Origin of the sequence: Sphingopyxis sp. BE235, assembly GCF_031457175.1 — a bacterium.
Classification (GTDB): domain Bacteria; phylum Pseudomonadota; class Alphaproteobacteria; order Sphingomonadales; family Sphingomonadaceae; genus Sphingopyxis.
In genome coordinates this window covers 26,421-42,576 of the sequence record NZ_JAVDWC010000005.1, presented here as the reverse complement: position 1 = coordinate 42,576, position 16,156 = coordinate 26,421, and the positions used below count along the sequence as shown (strand labels likewise).

The following is a 16,156-nucleotide window of genomic DNA, read 5'->3' as shown; positions in this document are numbered from 1 at the left end:
AGGGTAAGATGCTGATCAACCACGCCGCCCTCGACGAGCGATCTCATCGATCCCCTGCCGCAAATGCCCTCATGGACCGCGGCTATGCGGTTCTGCAGGGCGCCGCTCCGACATCGCTTATCGAAGCGATCGCCGCGGATCTCGGACCACGCTACGAGGCGACGCCCTTCTGCGAGGGCGGTTTCTACGGCGAGCGGACCAAGCGGTTCGGCCGCCTCCTGATCCGCTCGCGGCATATGGCCGATCTCGTGATGAACCCGGCGATCCTCGAATTGGCTGAGACTGCGCTCGGAAACTGGTGCGAGCGGATCCAGCTCAATCTCGCGCAGGCGATCGAGCTGCATCCCGGCGCGCTCGCGCAATTCCCGCACCGAGACCAGGATATGTGGCAAGGTGCGCTGGGCGAGGTCGAATATCTGGTCAATGTCATGTGGCCGCTGACACCCTTCACCGAGGAGAATGGCGCGACGATCATCTGGCCCGGCAGCCATGGCGTCGAGGCCTTGGTCGAGGAGCCCAAAGAGGCGCCGATTATTGCGGAGGCCGAGCCCGGCGACGCGATCGTCTTCCTCGGCTCGACGCTGCACGGCGCCGGCGGAAACCGGAGCCGCGACGTCCGCCGCGGGATTATCGTCAGCTACTGCCTCGGTTGGCTCAAGCCCTATGAAAATCTGTGGCTGGCCTATCCGCCTGAGATTGCGCGGGCATTCTCGCCCGGCGTGTCGGCGCTTGCGGGATATGCCCAGCACCGGCCCAATCTCGGCAATTTCGAGGGTCAGTGCCCGTCGGTCCTCTTCGATGGCTATCCGCAAGATCCGATTGCCGCGATCGACGCGCTCCGGCCTGATCAGCAGGCGCTTCTCGCCGACTATGTCGCCGCGCAGCGGCCGGAAGGAGAAGGCGAGCCCGGGGCGCTGGTGGCATGAGCCCGGGCGCCACGATGGAGCGGGTCTATCTCGACCTGAAGGCGCGCATCCTGTCGGGCGCCTATCCGCCGGGCACCCGACTTGAGGCCGCGCATCTGTCGAAGTCTCTCGCCTCAAGCGCCACGCCGGTCCGGGATGCCCTCTATCGTCTCTCGGGCGAGCGGATCATCGAAAGCTGGCATCAGGAGGGATTCCGCCAACCCCTCCTCAGCGAGGCCGACCTTGTCGACCTCTACGGCTGGGCTGGCGCCCTCTTGTCGATGGCGCTCAAGGGACGGTCTCCTCGGCCTGACTTGCCGGGTGGCCTCATCGATCTTGCGACCCACGACTCATATCCAGAGGCGATCGAAACTCTCTTCAGGACCATCGCGATCGGCAGCTCCAACGGCGAGCTTCGCGCGGCGATCGTCAATATCGTCGAGCGGAGCATGACAATTCGCGCATTGGAAGTGCGGGTTGATGCCGACGCTGGCGAAGCGCTCAAGGCAATGGAAGAGGACTACCGCTTCGGGCGCTGGAGCGCTTTGCGCAGCAAAATCACGCGTTTCCATCGCAGGCGGGCAGGGTTCGCGGGGCGGGTCGCGGCCGAGATCCGCAAACGCTCGGAGCCCTTGCGATAATATTCGGAGAATATGGGTCGTATAAAATTCCTATACGGCGCGGCCGTCCTAGCTTCGATCGAGCCGCAATTCCGCGGCATCTTGGAAGGAAACGATCATGGATCGCGAAACCAATGAACTGATCGAACTCGGCACCGTCACGACGGACACCGCCGGTGACGATCCGCTGGGCATCGAAGGTGCCGGCAAGTTCAAGGTCACCGGGCTCACCCAGGACTGACCACGGCGCCGGGGGCCGGGCAGCCGGCTCCCGGCATCGCCCTTCGATGATCGAGGAAAGGAAATGAACATGGAACGCGAACCCCAGGAGCTCGTCGAGCTGGGCTCTGTCACGACCGATACCGCCGGCGACGAAGGCCTGCCGATCGAATCCGGCGGCCGCATGCTGCGCCCCGGTCTCGTTCAGGACTGATGGCACCCCGGGGGCCCGGACGTGCCGGGTCTCCGGAAGCCCCAGCTATCATGGCAACGGGTTGGCAACTGGCGACCGGGACGGGATTTTGCGAGGTGGGCGGTGAGCTTGTCTTCCTCGATCTCGCCCGCGACAAATATTTCTCGCTGCGCGGGGCAGACCGCGCGGCGTTCGATCGCCTCCGGGCTGGAGAACCCAACGATAGTGAAGCTATGATGCGGCTCGAGCGAACGGGTCTCATCATGCCTTCGCGGACATCGACCAGCATCGGACCGACCGAGATCGATGTGCCCGAGGATGATCTCATGGCGATGGAGGGACGAACGGGCCTGCGGATGATTGCCACGGCGGCGTGCGCGCTTCGCTGGGCGCGGCGGGCAATGAGGCCCAAGCATATTTCCGCGACTGTGGTCCGTCTTTCCGAACGAAAGCGCGCCGTTGGCGTCCCGGGCGCCGAGGCTGCGGCCGTGTCCGTTGCAGCGGCCTATGCCGCAAGCCGCTGGCTCAATCCCATTCCGCCGCGCTGCCTGATCGATGCGCTCGCGCTCGATCGCATCCTTCTTGCGCGCGGTATCGTCACGAGCCTTGTTTTCGGCGTGCGAATGTCGCCTTTCAACGCCCATTGCTGGCTCCAGACTCCGGAGACAATACTGACTGGCTCGGCCGCCGAAGCCCGCAACTTCACGCCGATCCTGGTCGTCGGATGAAACGGGGTCTGCTCGCCTTTCTGGGAGCTCCCCACGGGGCGGCGGATGTCGCCGCCGTCGCCGAGCAGCACGGACTTGGCGCGGTCGCAATCGAGCATGACCATATCCTGTTCGCAGGCGCGGATTTGCCTTCGCGGCGCCTATCGGACGGCTCGGTCATCCTCGGAGATATTTTCACCCGAACCGGAGTGAGTGTTCACGCCACCTCGGACGGTTGGGGCAATTTCATCGCGGTAGCGCGGCAGGGCGACATGCTGATCGTCGAACGCGCAGCGTTGACCGGCATGCCTCTGTACTGGTGCCGGCACGCAGGCGGAATTCTCTGCTTCTCGCATCTCGAACTCGTCCGCGACCTGTTGTCGGACGTCTCGATCGACTGGGAGTTCGTCGGCCAGGCGCTTGCTTACAGTAATCTCAGGACCGAGCGGACGGGCATCGTGGGTCTGCTCGAACTACTGCCCGGCTGCAGCCTCGCATTCGATGGGTATGGGGCAGAGGTCCGGGCGATCTGGTTGCCGTGGGAGCATGTGGCAAAGCCGGCGGCGAGCGGCGCTGCCGAACTCGCCTCGGCACTCGAACTGCGCATAGACAATAGTGTGAAGGCCTGGAGTTCGGGCCGCAGCGATATTCTGCTCGAACTGTCGGGCGGGCTCGACAGTTCGATCATCGCCGCCTCGCTGTCTGCGGCGGGCGCGGACTTTTCGGCGATCAACTTCGCGACGCCGGGCGCCGATGGCGACGAACGCCGCTTCGCGCGCGCCGTCGCCAAGCGCGTTGGCGCGGCAATGATCGAGGCCCGGAACGACGACACGCGGATCGACCTTCTGTCGCCGCCGGCCAATCTGCACCCACGTCCGGGAGCCTATGGTGTTCTAGGTGGGCTCGACCACGCCTTCGAGGAGGCGGGCGAGGGAAAGGCAAAAGCCGTGATCGGCGGAATCGGCGGCGACAATGTCTTCGCCTTCGACAGCTCGATCGGCCCCGCGGTCGATGCGTTCGAGCAGTTCGGCTTCTCGCGGCGGACCTTTGCCGTGCTTCGCGACGTCGCGCAAGCCGGCGACGCGACCATCTGGGAGGCGGTCCGCCTGCTCGTCCGTGCTCGCCGCGCCGGGCCGCGCCGCGGCTGGCCACGCGAGGCAAGCTTCTGCAATCAGGCGGCGTTGCCCGCGGAACCTTTTGCTCATCCCTGGGACGACGGCGCAGCTGGCGCTTCGCGGGGCAAGCGCAAGCATGTCGAGGCCATTCGCCGGATCCTGGATTTCGCCGACCGTCCCGATCGCTGGTACGATCGCGATGTCGGCCTGCCATTGCTGTCGCAGCCGGTCGTCGAGCTGTGCCTGACGATCCCGAGCTGGGTCTGGTTTAAGGGCGGCCGCGACCGGGCGGTCGCTCGGGCGGCCTTCGCGAGCCGCCTGCCGGCATCGGTGGTGTGGCGGCGGGACAAGGGACGACTGGAATCGCTCTGTACCGCCGCCTTCCTTCGGCAGCGGCACGACCTCGGCGCGCTGTTGCTGGGGGGCCGTCTCGCCGCGCGCGGGCTTCTCGATCAAACGAGCATATCGGCCTATATCGAAGCTGCCGATGTCGTCGGCAATTTCGACTATTTCCGCTTGCTCGAGATCGCGGATGTCGAGCGTTGGGTCCGCGCGGTCGAGACGTCTTCCTTCTTCGGTTCGAGCAACGACCAGCGCTGATACTGGCCGGCCTTGGCGGGATCGGGGTCGACCGCGCCCTGCAGCCAGTAGCGGAACCAGTCGAGATTGCGCTGATAGGCGGCGAGCTTCTGGCGGGGCTCGGCCTTGATATGCGCCGCGTATGGGAAGATATGCATCTCGGCCAGCCGGGCGGTCGCAAGCTTGCTGAACAGTTCGAGCGAGAGCCGCGCTTCATGTTCGGGCAGCTGCATCAGCAGGGGCGCATGAATGTTCGAGGTGTCGAGCGCCGCTGACAGCCGCTTCCAACCATCCGGCGATTCATCGGGTGATCCGACCTTCCACACTTCGCGCACATTCTCGATGAAGGTCTCGCGCCCGGGCCGTGCGTTGAACCAGTAATAGCTCGGTTCGAGCTGGACCGAGGCGATCGAGGCGGCCTTGAGCAAGTCGCTGTGGCGGAGGGTCCAGGTCGTGACTTCGCTCCCGAAGCTGAGGCCGCCCATACCGACCCGTTCCGGATCGACGATTCCGCGCTTCGACAGCAGATCGATCGCGGCTCGCACCGCCTCCATGCCCTGTTCGTATCTCGCTTCTCCGACCGCGCCACTCGGCACCGAATTGATGCAGAGCGCAGCAATCCCGTTCGCGGCGAGCGCGCGCAGCGGCCACTCGTCGCCAACGCCGCCGCGCAGATACCCCGCGCATCGATAGTAGGTGACGAAGAGCGGCAGCCGCCCGGGGATCTTCGGGCGGATTAATACGCCCGACGCACGGCTGCCGCTCACCTGCCACGCGATGGTTTCGGCAAGGAGCCCTTCGCTGTCAGGATCTGGATTGGGGGAGGAAATGACAGTTTTGCTGCCGCCCTCGCCGAACCGGACGAGGCGCGGCGCGATTTTGGGCGTTGCTTCGACGCAGAAGACGGCGGCCTGCACTACGGCGCATGGAAGATAATGGGTGCGACCGCCCGAGAGTTGTCCGTCCGATGCAGCGAGGCGGGCCAGCCTTGCTTTGCGTCCCGACCAGACGAACACGGTCTGGTCGAAGTCCGCGTCATGGAGCGCGACGACCGCGCTTCCGTCGCTCTTGTGTACCCACCAGGAGAGGCGCTGCTCGCCGGGCGCGCATTGGCCTTTTGCGGCACACATGCCGCGGGCTTCGAGCGCGGTGCGCAGCGCGACCGGCAAGTCGGTTGGCGAAAGGAGGGCGGGATGCGGCTGCGGTTCGAGGAGCGCCTGACCGGCGGCATCGGCGGCGACGGGTTCGGACGCCCCGACATCGTAGCGAAAGAAGTGGCGCGGTGCGGCGGCTAGCAGCGGCGCTCGATCGAACCAGTCACCCGAGAAGCGCTGCGTGGCCGGGCGCCCGTTGATGAGGGCGCCATGATAGAGTGGCTGGGCAAGGTCGGTAGCGCCGTCGACGAGGATGCCCGTCTCGCGCTCGGTTTCCTCGGCGCGCGCGATGGTGGCGCGCGACGGACCCTCGCGCGTGACGAGTGCGCCGTCGGCTCGAAACGCGAAGGCCTCGATATCGCCGTCGCCGTCCGCGACCGGGCGAAATCCCGAGCCATCGGTTGCGCTCGCCCAAAGGCCGACCCGTCCATCGACGAGTGCGCGTACGACAAGGGTCCGGCTGTCCGGAGCCCATTTGGCGTCTCCGGCAATGATCACGCCCGCATCGTCCCACATCGCGGTTCCGAGACGGCCGAGCGAACGCGGCGGTGACCGGCCGTCGGCCGCGACTAGATACCAGTCGACGTCGATCCGGTTGGTTGCCGTGGAGGGCTTGTCGATCCTGTAGGCGATCCAGCGACCGTCGGGAGACGCAAAGAGCCCCGAAATATCGGCGGTCTCGACGATCTCCCTCGGCGTCGTCTGACTGGCCGCGGGCGATGCCGCGGCCAGCAGGGCAAGGACCAGCGTCAGCCTTCCTACCATTTGATCGTTGCCTGGACCGAGATCATCCGTCCGACCGGGCTCGCCTTCTCGGGGTCGTAACCCATTGCCGAGGTCTGGCTGCGGTTCATGACATAGGGCGGGTCCTTGTCGAACAGGTTGAGGACCGAGAGGCCGAGCTGCAGCCCGCGACCGCTTGTCCCACCGTCGCCACCGAAACGCTGCGAGATGGTTAGATCGACCGTGGTCCATGACGACACTGGCTCGGCAGGCACGACGATCTGGTTGATATAGCTGTCGGTGAAATTGACGAAGGCATTGGCTGAGAAGCCGCCTTTCGACCAGCCGGCGTGCCCGCGCAGGCGCCACTTCACGGGGCTGGCGTAGAAACCAACGACATCGGTGCTCGGTGCGCCGGGCGTCAATTGCCGCTTGATCGAGAAGATATGCGTGCCGCTGACGCCGAGATCGAGCGTCCCGCCGGCCAGCTGCGGCGCATAGCCAAGGTCGAAGTCGATGCCGCGCTGCCGTTCGGCGGAGAGGTTCCGCGTCTGCCCGTCGAGGATGGCAACGATATCGGTCGGCGCGAAACCCGACGGATTGAAGAAGGTCGGCTGATTGAAATAGAAATTGACGAGATCGAGCGGCGGATTGTCGATGATCACGCCGCCGAACACGTCGCGTTTGGACAGGAAGCGGAGATAATCCTCGGTCACCGTTCCAATGCGATCGCGATAATCGACATCATAATAGGTGAGCGATGCGCGGAGGCCCGGCAGCGAAGGCGGTGCGATGTCGAAGCCCGCAGTCCAGGTCGCCGCCTTCTCGGGCTGGATATTAGGCGCGTAGCCGAACAGCGCGAGGACGGTCGACTGCCCCGTGGGCGATGCCGGGTCGGGCACATTCTCGACCGAGTAAAGCGAGAGCGCCGGGCCGATCAGCTCGTCGAACAGCGGGGCGCGAAACGAGGTGCCGTAGGAGCCGCGGAGCGCGATCCCTTCCGCGGGTTCCCAACGCAGGCTGAACTTCGGATTCTCGGTGCGACCGAACTGATTATAATCCTCGATGCGGCCCGCGGCGGACAGTTCGAGCCGCCGGAAACCAGGCATCTCATTGTCGGGGCCGAAGATCGGGACCAGCAGTTCGGCATAGAGTGACTTCACATGCCGCGGACCGGGGAGGCCGGGGTAGGGCGCATTGTTCGGGGTCGCGGCGCTGACATCATTCTTGACGAAATAATCATAGGCCTCGCGGCGATATTCAGCGCCCGCGGCGAGCCGGACGTCGCCTGCCGGCAGGCGAAACAGCGGCCCGTCAGCCCGTAGCGCCGCCGACCAGTTCGAATAATCGTCGATCGTCCCGTAGCTGCCGCGGATGCGGTCGAGCGTCGCGGGATTGTTAGCGCTGCCGTCGCCGAACACGTTGAGCGCCGTCGCCGGATTGGTGTCGGCGAGGGCGGCGGTGAGCCGCGCATTGTTGACGAGATTTGTGTAGTTGGCCTTGCCCTTCTGACGGCCATAGGCGCCGCCGAGCTGGATGCTCCACGGTCCGAGGCGCTGTTCAAGCCCGCCCGACAGGTTGATCGCACGCACGCGGCCCGAACGGTTCTCGCGGCCGAGATCGTTCGCGAAGCTGTAGGTGACTTGCACCGGCTGGTTCGTCCCGATCGGATCGACATAGAAGGGGTTGGTGACCGGCACGCGCGACACGCGGAGGAAATCGCCTTTGGCGATACGCTGGAAATCACGCTGGGCGGCGAGCGCGTTGACCTTGAGCGTCAAGCCATCGGTGATTTCTACCTCGCCGCCGGCATAGAGGCTGTGAACGCGCTGGCGCGGCAGGATATCGCTCTCGGCGCGGCCATCGCGTCGGTTCTGGACGCCGGGCAGGAGCTGCGCAGCGGTGAGCGCCGTTCCGTTCTGCCCGGTGGGTATGCCGAATATCTGTCCGTTTGCGGCCCGGATCGTGCCCGGCACAGCGGTCGTCGACCGGAAGTCGGGGCCGCCGAAGGGGCGAAGATCCTCGCGCGCAAAATCGCGCTTCGCGCCCGCGAGCGCGCCGCGGTTCGAATATTGGTAGGCGAGCATGACATGGCCGCCGCTCCACCGCTTGCCGAGGAGCTGGCTGAACTGCACTTCACTGAAGTCGCCGTCGGCAGTTCCCGCGCGGATTGTCGTTTCGGCGCCTTCGAAGCGGTTGCGAATGCGAACGTTGACCACACCGGCGACAGCGTCGGCGCCATAGATAGCCGACGCGCCATCGGTCAGCACCTCGATCCGCTCGACCGCGCCCATCGGGATCAACGAGATGTCGGCGAACAGGCCGCCGACGCCGCCGAGGGCGGGTCGCGAGCCGTCGATCAGGACCAGCGTCGACGAGGTGCCGAGTCCGCGGAGGTTGATGCTCGATCCGAGCGTCGCGTCATTGCCTGTGCCGTTGCGCGTCGTCGCGCCGGTCGTCGCCTCGTTCGAGCCGCCACCAAATGCCTGTGGGAGCGATTGGAGCAACTGCTGGACCGTGCTGTAGCCGCTCTTCTCGATTGCTTCCCGGTCGATGGACACGACGGGCGACCCGGTTGGACCAGCCCCTCGAATACGCGAGCCGGTAACGACGATCGATTCTCCGCCGGATTCAGTCGATCCAGTTTCGGCGGCATCTGCGTTTCCCGAGCGCAGCACCCATGCCCCTTCGACCAGTTCGACATTGAGGCCAGTACCGGCAAGCAGACGCGAGAGAGCGGTATCGGCCGTCAAGCGTCCCTGGACACGGGCGCTTCGCTTGCCTTCGACTAGACTGGTCGAGGCGATCACCTCGCGGCCGGAAATCTGCGAATAGCGTTGCAGCGCCGCGCCGAGATCCTGCGCGGCAATGTTGTAGCTCTGCTGAACGGGCTGTGTCTGCGCCTGCGCGGCGGGAACCTGAATCGCGATTGCTGCGGTGCTCACCGAGAGCATCGCCGCCAGAAATTTGTACTTCATTCTACCTCCCCAAGCGGCCACCGATGACCGTCTGGGGGTGCAAAACACCGGAAAGGAGATTTCCCCCCTCTCCGATGGGAATTATTTTTTGCTGAGCGTGATCGCGTCCGATCCATCGGTCGCTTGGAGCCCCAATGCCGCGGCGAGCTTGCGGGCGAGGCTTGCGCCGTTGGTTACGTCAAAACGGCCTGTCACCGGGAGCGAGGTCAGGGCGGGATCCGCGAGGCGGATCGGTCTCGAGTTCACTTTATTCGCCGCTTCGATCACCGCGCCGAGCGGAAGTCCGTCGGCGGCAAGCATCGTCGTCGGTTCCGCTGTCGGCACCGGACTTGTCATCGCCGGGATGAGGCGTGGACCGCTTTCCGAGACTTCTGCACTCTCGCCGGGGACGAGGCGGACAGTCTTTGCCGTTCCGCCGAGGCGAACCTCCACCGAGCCGCGCACGAGTTTGACCTTGGGGGCGTTCGAACGCGCGTCGACCTCGAACACCGTGCCGAGGGCTTTCGTCTCGGAGATGCCGGCGACGACGATGAAAGGGCGGGCGCTGTCGTGCGCAACATCGAAGCGTGCGCGGCCGCCGTGCAAGCGGATACGGCGCTCGGTCTCGGAGAATTGCGGCTCGACCCAGGCACCGTCCATCAGGGTCACGGTGGAGCCATCGGCGAGACGAAGCTGGCGAGGCAGCATGGGACCAGCTGCTATCTGGGGCGTGTCGCTTTGCCGCGCCATGTGCCAAGCGAAGCCGAGGGCGATGCCGACCGCGGCGATCGTCGCGACGGCCCAGCGGAAACCGCCAGTCGATCTGCGTTCGGTCCGCGCCTTCGCATCGATACGGGCGCGCGATGCCGTACGAGCCACCGCGACATCATCCTCGGACATAGCAAAGGCCTCGGCATTGCCGGGCTTCGCATACCATTGCTCGAAGGCCTCGCGGTCGGCCTCGGACGGTGTTCCGCGCATCCGCACGGCCCATTCGGCCGCTTCGCGCTCGACGGACCTCACGATTGCGTGTCTCGCGCCTTGCGAATGGCCATCCGGGCTTTGACGAGATGATTTTCCACGGCTTTTTCGCTTATGCCTTTGATTCGTCCGATCTCGGAATAGCTGAGATCGTCGAAAGTTTGCATCAGGAATACATCCCGAGTGGTTGGATTCAGCCTTGCGATGGCGTCCTCGACGCGGCGCAGCGTGTCGCGGTGTTCGAGCGCGGCATGGGGATCGGGACCCGCGACGTCATGGTCCTCGAAACTATGGTGGGCGTGGGTCTGGTTGCGAGCCCCGGAACGAGCCCGGTTCTTGAGGATCGCTCGTGCGGCAGTCGCGACATAGGCCCGCGACGCCTGGAGGAGCCCTGTTCCCGTTCCCTTTGCGCTGAAGAGGCGGCGGAATGTCTCCTGCACGAGGTCGGGCACCTCTTGCGGCGGTACGCTGCGCCGGAAGATCGCGGTCACATAACGCCGTTCGGCCGCATAGATCGCTTCCGCGCGGCCGGCCGCGCCAGCGCCTTCCCAATCGCCCGGCGGCAGCGGATCGCCCGACGACAGCGCGCGCCGATTTGAGGGGTCGTCTTCGAAATCCATTTGCCATCGCCTACCGGTCGAGCCGAGAGGCGGGTGTGCCGGGAGGTAAGAACATATTCGGAAATATGCGCCGCCGCCTTTAGCCCGAGGGCCTGGACATACGCGTCGGCCACCCGGCAGCGGATGGGAATATCATAAGGCTTCCGAACGAGATTCTTACGTCTCGGCACCGTGCGCCTTCTTGCCCGATGCAGGGCAAGCATAGCTCGCCGTAGCGGCAGGGCAAGTCAGTGTCGCGCAACTTCGTCCAATATGAATCCATCTCCATGCCAGCCGCTTGAAGACAGCGTGCGCGCCGGCGAGGCGATGACGGCGGAATCGACGCAACCCAAGTTAACTTGCTGCAACCGCGGCAAGAGAGGTCGGTTTCAGCAGCATGCTACCACCAACCGACAACAGTTCTCATCCTCTGGCTCAACGCTTCCAGAACTTCATCCGTTCGGCGGATTTTCCGTGCGTCGGAGCGAAGTCGGCGCTGGCGCGAAGCCAGATCCGTTTCGTCGTCGGCCGCGACATGCGCTCGGCATGGGACGATTTGCGCATCTACCCCAATCTCCTCGATCTCGCCTGGAGTTATGCGCGTTCGCCGAGCCTCTTCCATTCGCTCGTGGTGATCTTCGAGGAGGATGGTGGGCTCGACGAGCAAGCGTTCGAGACATGCCTGTGGGAGCGTATCGACTCGCTGAGCCGGAAGGACGACTGGGCAGGCCAGCCGCCAGATCCACGCGTCAGTCACAGCCCCGATGATCCGCACTTCTCGCTGAGCTTCGGCGGCGAGGCCTTTTTCGTCGTCGGCCTCCACCCCCGAGCCAGCCGTCCCGCGCGCCGCTTCGAACGCCCCGCACTGGTGTTCAACCTCCACGACCAGTTCGAGAAACTGCGCGAAACCGAGGTCTATGAGACGATGCGCGGAAAGATCATCGCACGCGACATCGCCTTGGCCGGAAGCGCGAACCCCATGCTTGCCCGTCACGGCGACGTGTCGGAGGCACGGCAATATTCGGGGCGGGCTGTCGGACCGGATTGGCGGTGTCCCTTCTCCGGACGTGACGCGGCGCCCTGAGCGCCTCTGCGCAGCCTATTTTTCCTGGCGGCGCGGCGCCAGGTCGAAACTCTCCCCATCGCGAAGCGCGTGAAGCGTCGCGCCGTGAAGCGACACGATGCCGCCGGACGACGCGCCCGCCGCAGTGGAACGGCTCGCCCGCGACGCGTCGACGATCGTGACGCCGCCGCTTCCGATCACCTGCGCGGTGCCGGCCTCGACCCGGAGCGCGGTGTCCTCGTCGATCCCGATTCCGAGACAGTCGGGACGACGACTGACCGCGCCGAGAAGCCGCGTTATAGACCGAGCGTTCGAGCACGCGCAGCTGGGCGGAACTCAATGCGCCGGCCTTGCAGGGGGCAGCGACCGGTTGCCGCGGTCGAGGGGCGCGGTTCGAGCCCGGGCGCGCGAAAAGATGGGGCCGGGAGGGGAGAGGGGGAAGCGCGGCATGCTTGTCCTTGGGTTGGGTCCTGCAGCTGCCAACGCGAGCGGCTGGGCCCGGTTGCCGGGGTTAACCTGGATCATGGCGATTGTTGCCGGCGGGTCGGCAACTGCACGCGCGGAGGCGCGTTGGGGAAGCAGGCGATGACGCATCTCCTGCCAGAGCGGGGCGCGCCCTTCGGGCTCGACCGTTCTCCTCTGAAACCCGTCTCGAGGGGAAGAAGGGCAAGGTCGATGCGCGCTCCTGTTCTTCATTCGGGGGGACCGGACAGAAGGCACAACGATGAAATTCGACAGCGAGACCAGCTTCCTTACCGCATTCGACAATGAAGAGAGCCGCCACGGCGGGCCCGTTGCCAGTATTGCCGCGCGCGCCCGGCGCCTCGCGCTCATCGGCTGTTTCCGGCCGCGCCAGTGCGGGATCGCGACCTTCACCGCCGACATTTACGACCATCTGACGACCGCGCGTCCCGACATGGCGATCGATGTCTATGCGATGGCAGCCAGGCCGGGCGATGCGAGCGATTCCGCAGCCGTTGCTGGCATCGATGAGAAAGATGCCGATGGATATCGCGCTGCCGCGGAGGCGATAAACGCAAGCGGTGCCGACGCGGTCTGGCTCCAGCATGAGTTCGGGATTTTCGGGGGTCCCGCAGGCAACATGGTGCTGGGGCTCGTCGACCGCGTTGCGGCGCCGCTGATCGTCACCTTCCATACCATCCTCGCCGAGCCGAGCGCCGACCAGCGGCGCGTGATGGAGCATCTCGTCGCGAAGGCGGCGAAGCTCGTCGTGATGAGCGCCTTCGGCCGCGAGACGCTGATCCGCGTCTATGGCGCGAAGGCAGAGCGCATCGAGCTGATCGAGCATGGCGCCCCCGACCGGGCCTTCGAGGTATGTTCGCCGCTTCGCGAGCGGCTCGGCCTTGCGGGCCGTCCGGTCGTGTCGACCTTCGGCCTCCTCGGCCCGGGCAAGGGGCTGGAAGCGGCCATCCGCGCGCTGCCGGCGATTGCCGCCCAATATCCCGACATTCTCTATCGGATCGTCGGCGCCACCCATCCCAATCTCGTCGCTGCCGAGGGCGAAGCCTATCGGCAGAGCCTTGCCGACCTCGCCGGGGAGCTCGGCGTCGCGGACAATATCGCCTGGGAGAACCGCTTTCTGGACCTGCCCGAACTCCTCGAACAGATCGAGCTATGCGATATCTATCTCGCGCCCTATCCCAATCTCGCGCAGATCACCTCGGGTACGCTCGCCTATGCGGTGGCGCTCGGCCGCGCGGTCGTATCGACGCCCTTCGTGCATGCGCGCGAACTGCTCGCCGACGACGTGGGCATCCTGCTCGGCGGGGCCGACAGCGACGCGATCGCCGAGGCGGTGTTGCTGTTGCTCGCGCACCCCGGCGAACGGCGCGCGCTCCAGGAGCGCGCCTATGCGCGCGGCCGGTCTACCGCCTGGCCGGTCATCGCGGCGCGCTTTGCATCGCTGATCGAAAACGTCGCGGCCGTGCCGGCGCGGCGCGAGCCGCGGCGGATGTTCCCCTCCTTCGCCGCGATCCGCGCGCTCTCGGACGATGTCGGCATATTGCAGCACGGGACGGGGCTCATTCCCGACCGGAATCACGGCTATTGCATCGACGACAATGCCCGCGCTTTAATGCTCGTCAATGCGAGCCCGTCGCTCGGCGAGGAGGAATATGGCCTGCTCTTCGCGCGCTACGCCGCCTTCCTTCACCATGGTTGGAACCCCGATCGCGGGCGCTTCCGCAACTTCATGGCCTATGACCGGCGCTGGCTCGAGGATGAAGGATCCGAAGACAGCAACGGGCGAACGCTCTGGGCGCTTGGCCATGGCGCAGCGCACGCGCGCACGCCGGAACTCCGCGCCTGGTGCGCGGGACTGTTTGCGCGCACCGCCCGCTTGGCAGCCGACCTCAAAAGTCCGCGCGCGATCGCGTTCGCACTTCTCGGAGCCGACGAACTGCTGGCGCGCGAGCCGGGGCATGCCGCGGCAGGCGCGATCGTCGAGCGCGGCGGCGCCTTTTTGCACGCCCTCTGGCGCAGCGCGCGGCGGAGCGGCTGGGAGTGGTTCGAACCCGCTCTCGCCTATGACAATGCGCGGCTTGCCGAGGCGCTGCTGCGCGCCGGGCGGCGGATGGGTTCCGTTCCGATGGAAGAGGCCGGCATCGGGGCGCTCGACTGGCTCTGCGATATCCAGAAGAGCAGCGAGGGGCATTTCCGTCCGATGGGCTGCGAGGGCTTCGGCGCCGAGGGCGAGCTTTTTCCGTTCGATCAACAGCCGCTCGAAGCCTGGGCGACGGTCGATGCCGCCGCCGCCGCCTACCGCTTGACGGGCAAGCTGCGTTGGCATGACCGGGCCGAGCGGGCCTATGGCTGGTTTCTCGGCGCGAACGACCGCGGCGCGGTGATCGCGAGTTCGGCAACGGGGCGCTGCTGCGACGGGCTGACCCGTCACGGGGTCAATTCGAATGTCGGGGCCGAGTCCGCGCTGGCTTTTCACCTTGCGCACCGCGCGATGGCCGATACATTCTGGACGCGGGGGATAGCGAAGGACACCGGCGCCAGCGATGTTGATCTGCAATCCGAACCACACGCCGCTGCACATTCTTCATGACAAGCTTGCGGCCGACCCTGCGCGGGTCGTGCTCAGGCCCTTCCACCTCGCCTGGCAGTCCAATGTGTCCGAACCATCGCGGGCGGCGCAGCTCGCCGCCGACATATTGGCGATGGACGAGGAGGAGGCCGAGGCACAGCTCGGCCTCGTGTGGAAGGATTTTTCCGAGCGCCACTGGCAGATCGGGCGGATCTTCGACGAACGCTTCGCCGAGGTCGCGGAAGATCTGGAGCTCGATCCCGGCATCGTCTCGCCCGTCAAGCGGCGGCTGATCGGCGCCTATTTCTGTCACGAATATAGCTATGCCGCCGCCGCGCTCATGAACCCGAGCGTCGTCCCGCATCCCGACCAGAGCGGGCTTGCCGCCGACCAGCAACGCTTTCTCATGTCGATGCGCGCGGTGGGCGAGGGCCATATCAGCTCGGTCGCCTTCCGCGAGGGGATCATCGGCGAGGGCGGCAACTTCACGCTTTGGCCCCAGTCGGGACCCGCGATGGCGGCGGTTGCGGACGACCGCCATCGGCTTGGCGATGACGGCAAGGTGAATGTCCACCGTCAGCCCGACAGTGCGATCTCGAACAGCGTTCTTTTTCCTATGACCGAGGCGCAGCGCGGCGGCATCGAGGATCTGCGCCTCGTGCCCTTCGTCCATGACGATGGCCGCACGGAATATATCGGCACTTATACTGCTTATTCGGGGCAGGCGATCCGCTCGGAACTCCTGCGCACGACCGATTTCTCAGGCTTCTCGCTCGAGCCTCTGTCGGGCCGCGCCGCGCGCCACAAGGGCATGGCGCTGTTTCCGCGCAAGGTCGGCGGCCGCTATCTCATGATCGCGCGGCAGGACGGCAAGAACATCACCATCATCGCGTCGGACAGTCTCACCGACTGGGACGACGAGGGACAGATCCTCATGCGTCCCGCCTATGCGTGGGAGCTCATCCAGATGGGCAATTGCGGCAGCCCGATCGAATGCGACGAGGGCTGGATCCTTCTCACGCACGGCGTCGGTGCGATGCGCAAATACAGCCTTGGCGCGGCCTTGCTCGACCGCGACGATCCGACCAAACTCATCGCGCGCACCGAGTGCCCGATCCTATCGGCCGCCGAGAGCGACCGCGAAGGTTATGTTCCGAATGTGGTCTATACCTGCGGCGCGATGCGCGTCGGCGGGGACCTGTTCATACCTTACGGGATTTCGGACAGCGCGATCGGTTTTGCGACGACGCCGATCGAGCGGCTGCTCGCGAGCATGCGTTAGAGGCCAG

14 protein-coding genes are annotated in these 16,156 nt (G+C 65.7%); 9 read left to right on the top strand and 5 right to left on the bottom strand.

Annotated elements, in window-relative coordinates:
* The first annotated feature begins 8 nt into the window (after positions 1-8).
* The 6 genes from J2X38_RS18660 (at position 9) to J2X38_RS18635 (ending at position 4,359) form a co-directional block, all read left to right on the top strand.
* On the top strand, positions 9-926 hold the full coding sequence (locus J2X38_RS18660; RefSeq protein ID WP_310256189.1) for a phytanoyl-CoA dioxygenase family protein: 918 nt from the start codon (positions 9-11) through the stop codon (positions 924-926).
* Positions 923-1,546 carry a GntR family transcriptional regulator gene (locus J2X38_RS18655; protein ID WP_310256187.1) on the top strand — a complete coding sequence of 208 codons (624 nt, stop codon included), beginning with the start codon at positions 923-925 and terminating at the stop codon, positions 1,544-1,546. Before J2X38_RS18660 ends, J2X38_RS18655 begins: the two co-directional genes overlap by 4 nt.
* A gap of 97 nt (positions 1,547-1,643) precedes the next feature.
* Positions 1,644-1,766 carry a hypothetical protein gene (locus J2X38_RS18650; protein WP_267463757.1) on the top strand — a complete coding sequence of 41 codons (123 nt, stop codon included), beginning with the start codon at positions 1,644-1,646 and terminating at the stop codon, positions 1,764-1,766.
* A gap of 69 nt (positions 1,767-1,835) precedes the next feature.
* Entirely contained in the window at positions 1,836-1,958 is a 123-nt protein-coding gene (locus tag J2X38_RS18645; protein ID WP_294048070.1) for a hypothetical protein, read from the top strand.
* A gap of 50 nt (positions 1,959-2,008) precedes the next feature.
* A complete protein-coding gene (locus tag J2X38_RS18640) occupies positions 2,009-2,665 on the top strand; it encodes a lasso peptide biosynthesis B2 protein (protein WP_310256181.1) in 657 nt (218 codons plus the stop codon).
* Positions 2,662-4,359: an asparagine synthase-related protein gene (locus J2X38_RS18635; protein WP_310256179.1), complete on the top strand. Its 1,698-nt coding sequence runs from the start codon at positions 2,662-2,664 to the stop codon at positions 4,357-4,359. Before J2X38_RS18640 ends, J2X38_RS18635 begins: the two co-directional genes overlap by 4 nt.
* Here J2X38_RS18635 and J2X38_RS18630 read toward each other — a convergent pair.
* The 4 genes from J2X38_RS18630 to J2X38_RS18615 all read right to left on the bottom strand — a co-directional run bounded on the left by J2X38_RS18630 (position 4,266) and on the right by J2X38_RS18615 (position 10,773).
* Positions 4,266-6,257 carry an Atxe2 family lasso peptide isopeptidase gene (locus tag J2X38_RS18630; protein WP_310256177.1) on the bottom strand — a complete coding sequence of 664 codons (1,992 nt, stop codon included), beginning with the start codon at positions 6,255-6,257 and terminating at the stop codon, positions 4,266-4,268. The genes J2X38_RS18635 and J2X38_RS18630 overlap by 94 nt on opposite strands.
* Positions 6,251-9,193: a TonB-dependent receptor gene (locus J2X38_RS18625; RefSeq protein WP_310256175.1), complete on the bottom strand. Its 2,943-nt coding sequence runs from the start codon at positions 9,191-9,193 to the stop codon at positions 6,251-6,253. Before J2X38_RS18625 ends, J2X38_RS18630 begins: the two co-directional genes overlap by 7 nt.
* A gap of 81 nt (positions 9,194-9,274) precedes the next feature.
* A complete protein-coding gene (locus tag J2X38_RS18620) occupies positions 9,275-10,195 on the bottom strand; it encodes a FecR domain-containing protein (RefSeq protein WP_293643973.1) in 921 nt (306 codons plus the stop codon).
* A complete protein-coding gene (locus J2X38_RS18615) occupies positions 10,192-10,773 on the bottom strand; it encodes an RNA polymerase sigma factor (protein ID WP_293643975.1) in 582 nt (193 codons plus the stop codon). The genes J2X38_RS18620 and J2X38_RS18615 overlap by 4 nt, the downstream gene beginning before the upstream one ends.
* 376 nt (positions 10,774-11,149) lie before the next feature.
* Here J2X38_RS18615 and gntA point away from each other — a divergent pair, with 376 nt between their 5' ends.
* The gene (gntA, locus tag J2X38_RS18610) at positions 11,150-11,836 is read left to right on the top strand and encodes a guanitoxin biosynthesis heme-dependent pre-guanitoxin N-hydroxylase GntA (protein WP_293643977.1); all 687 of its coding nucleotides are present in this window, start codon (positions 11,150-11,152) and stop codon (positions 11,834-11,836) included.
* 15 nt (positions 11,837-11,851) lie between these two features.
* Here the strand turns inward: gntA and J2X38_RS18605 are convergent, their stop codons facing one another.
* A complete protein-coding gene (locus tag J2X38_RS18605) occupies positions 11,852-12,016 on the bottom strand; it encodes a hypothetical protein (protein WP_293643979.1) in 165 nt (54 codons plus the stop codon).
* Positions 12,017-12,539: 523 nt separating this feature from the next.
* On the opposite strand from J2X38_RS18605, the gene J2X38_RS18600 reads away from it, so the two are divergent.
* Both J2X38_RS18600 and J2X38_RS18595 read left to right on the top strand, forming a co-directional pair.
* The gene (locus J2X38_RS18600) at positions 12,540-14,888 is read left to right on the top strand and encodes a glycosyltransferase family 4 protein (protein WP_310256171.1); all 2,349 of its coding nucleotides are present in this window, start codon (positions 12,540-12,542) and stop codon (positions 14,886-14,888) included.
* Entirely contained in the window at positions 14,842-16,149 is a 1,308-nt protein-coding gene (locus J2X38_RS18595) for a glycoside hydrolase family 130 protein (RefSeq protein WP_310256169.1), read from the top strand. The genes J2X38_RS18600 and J2X38_RS18595 overlap by 47 nt, the downstream gene beginning before the upstream one ends.
* Positions 16,150-16,156: the final 7 nt, after the last annotated feature.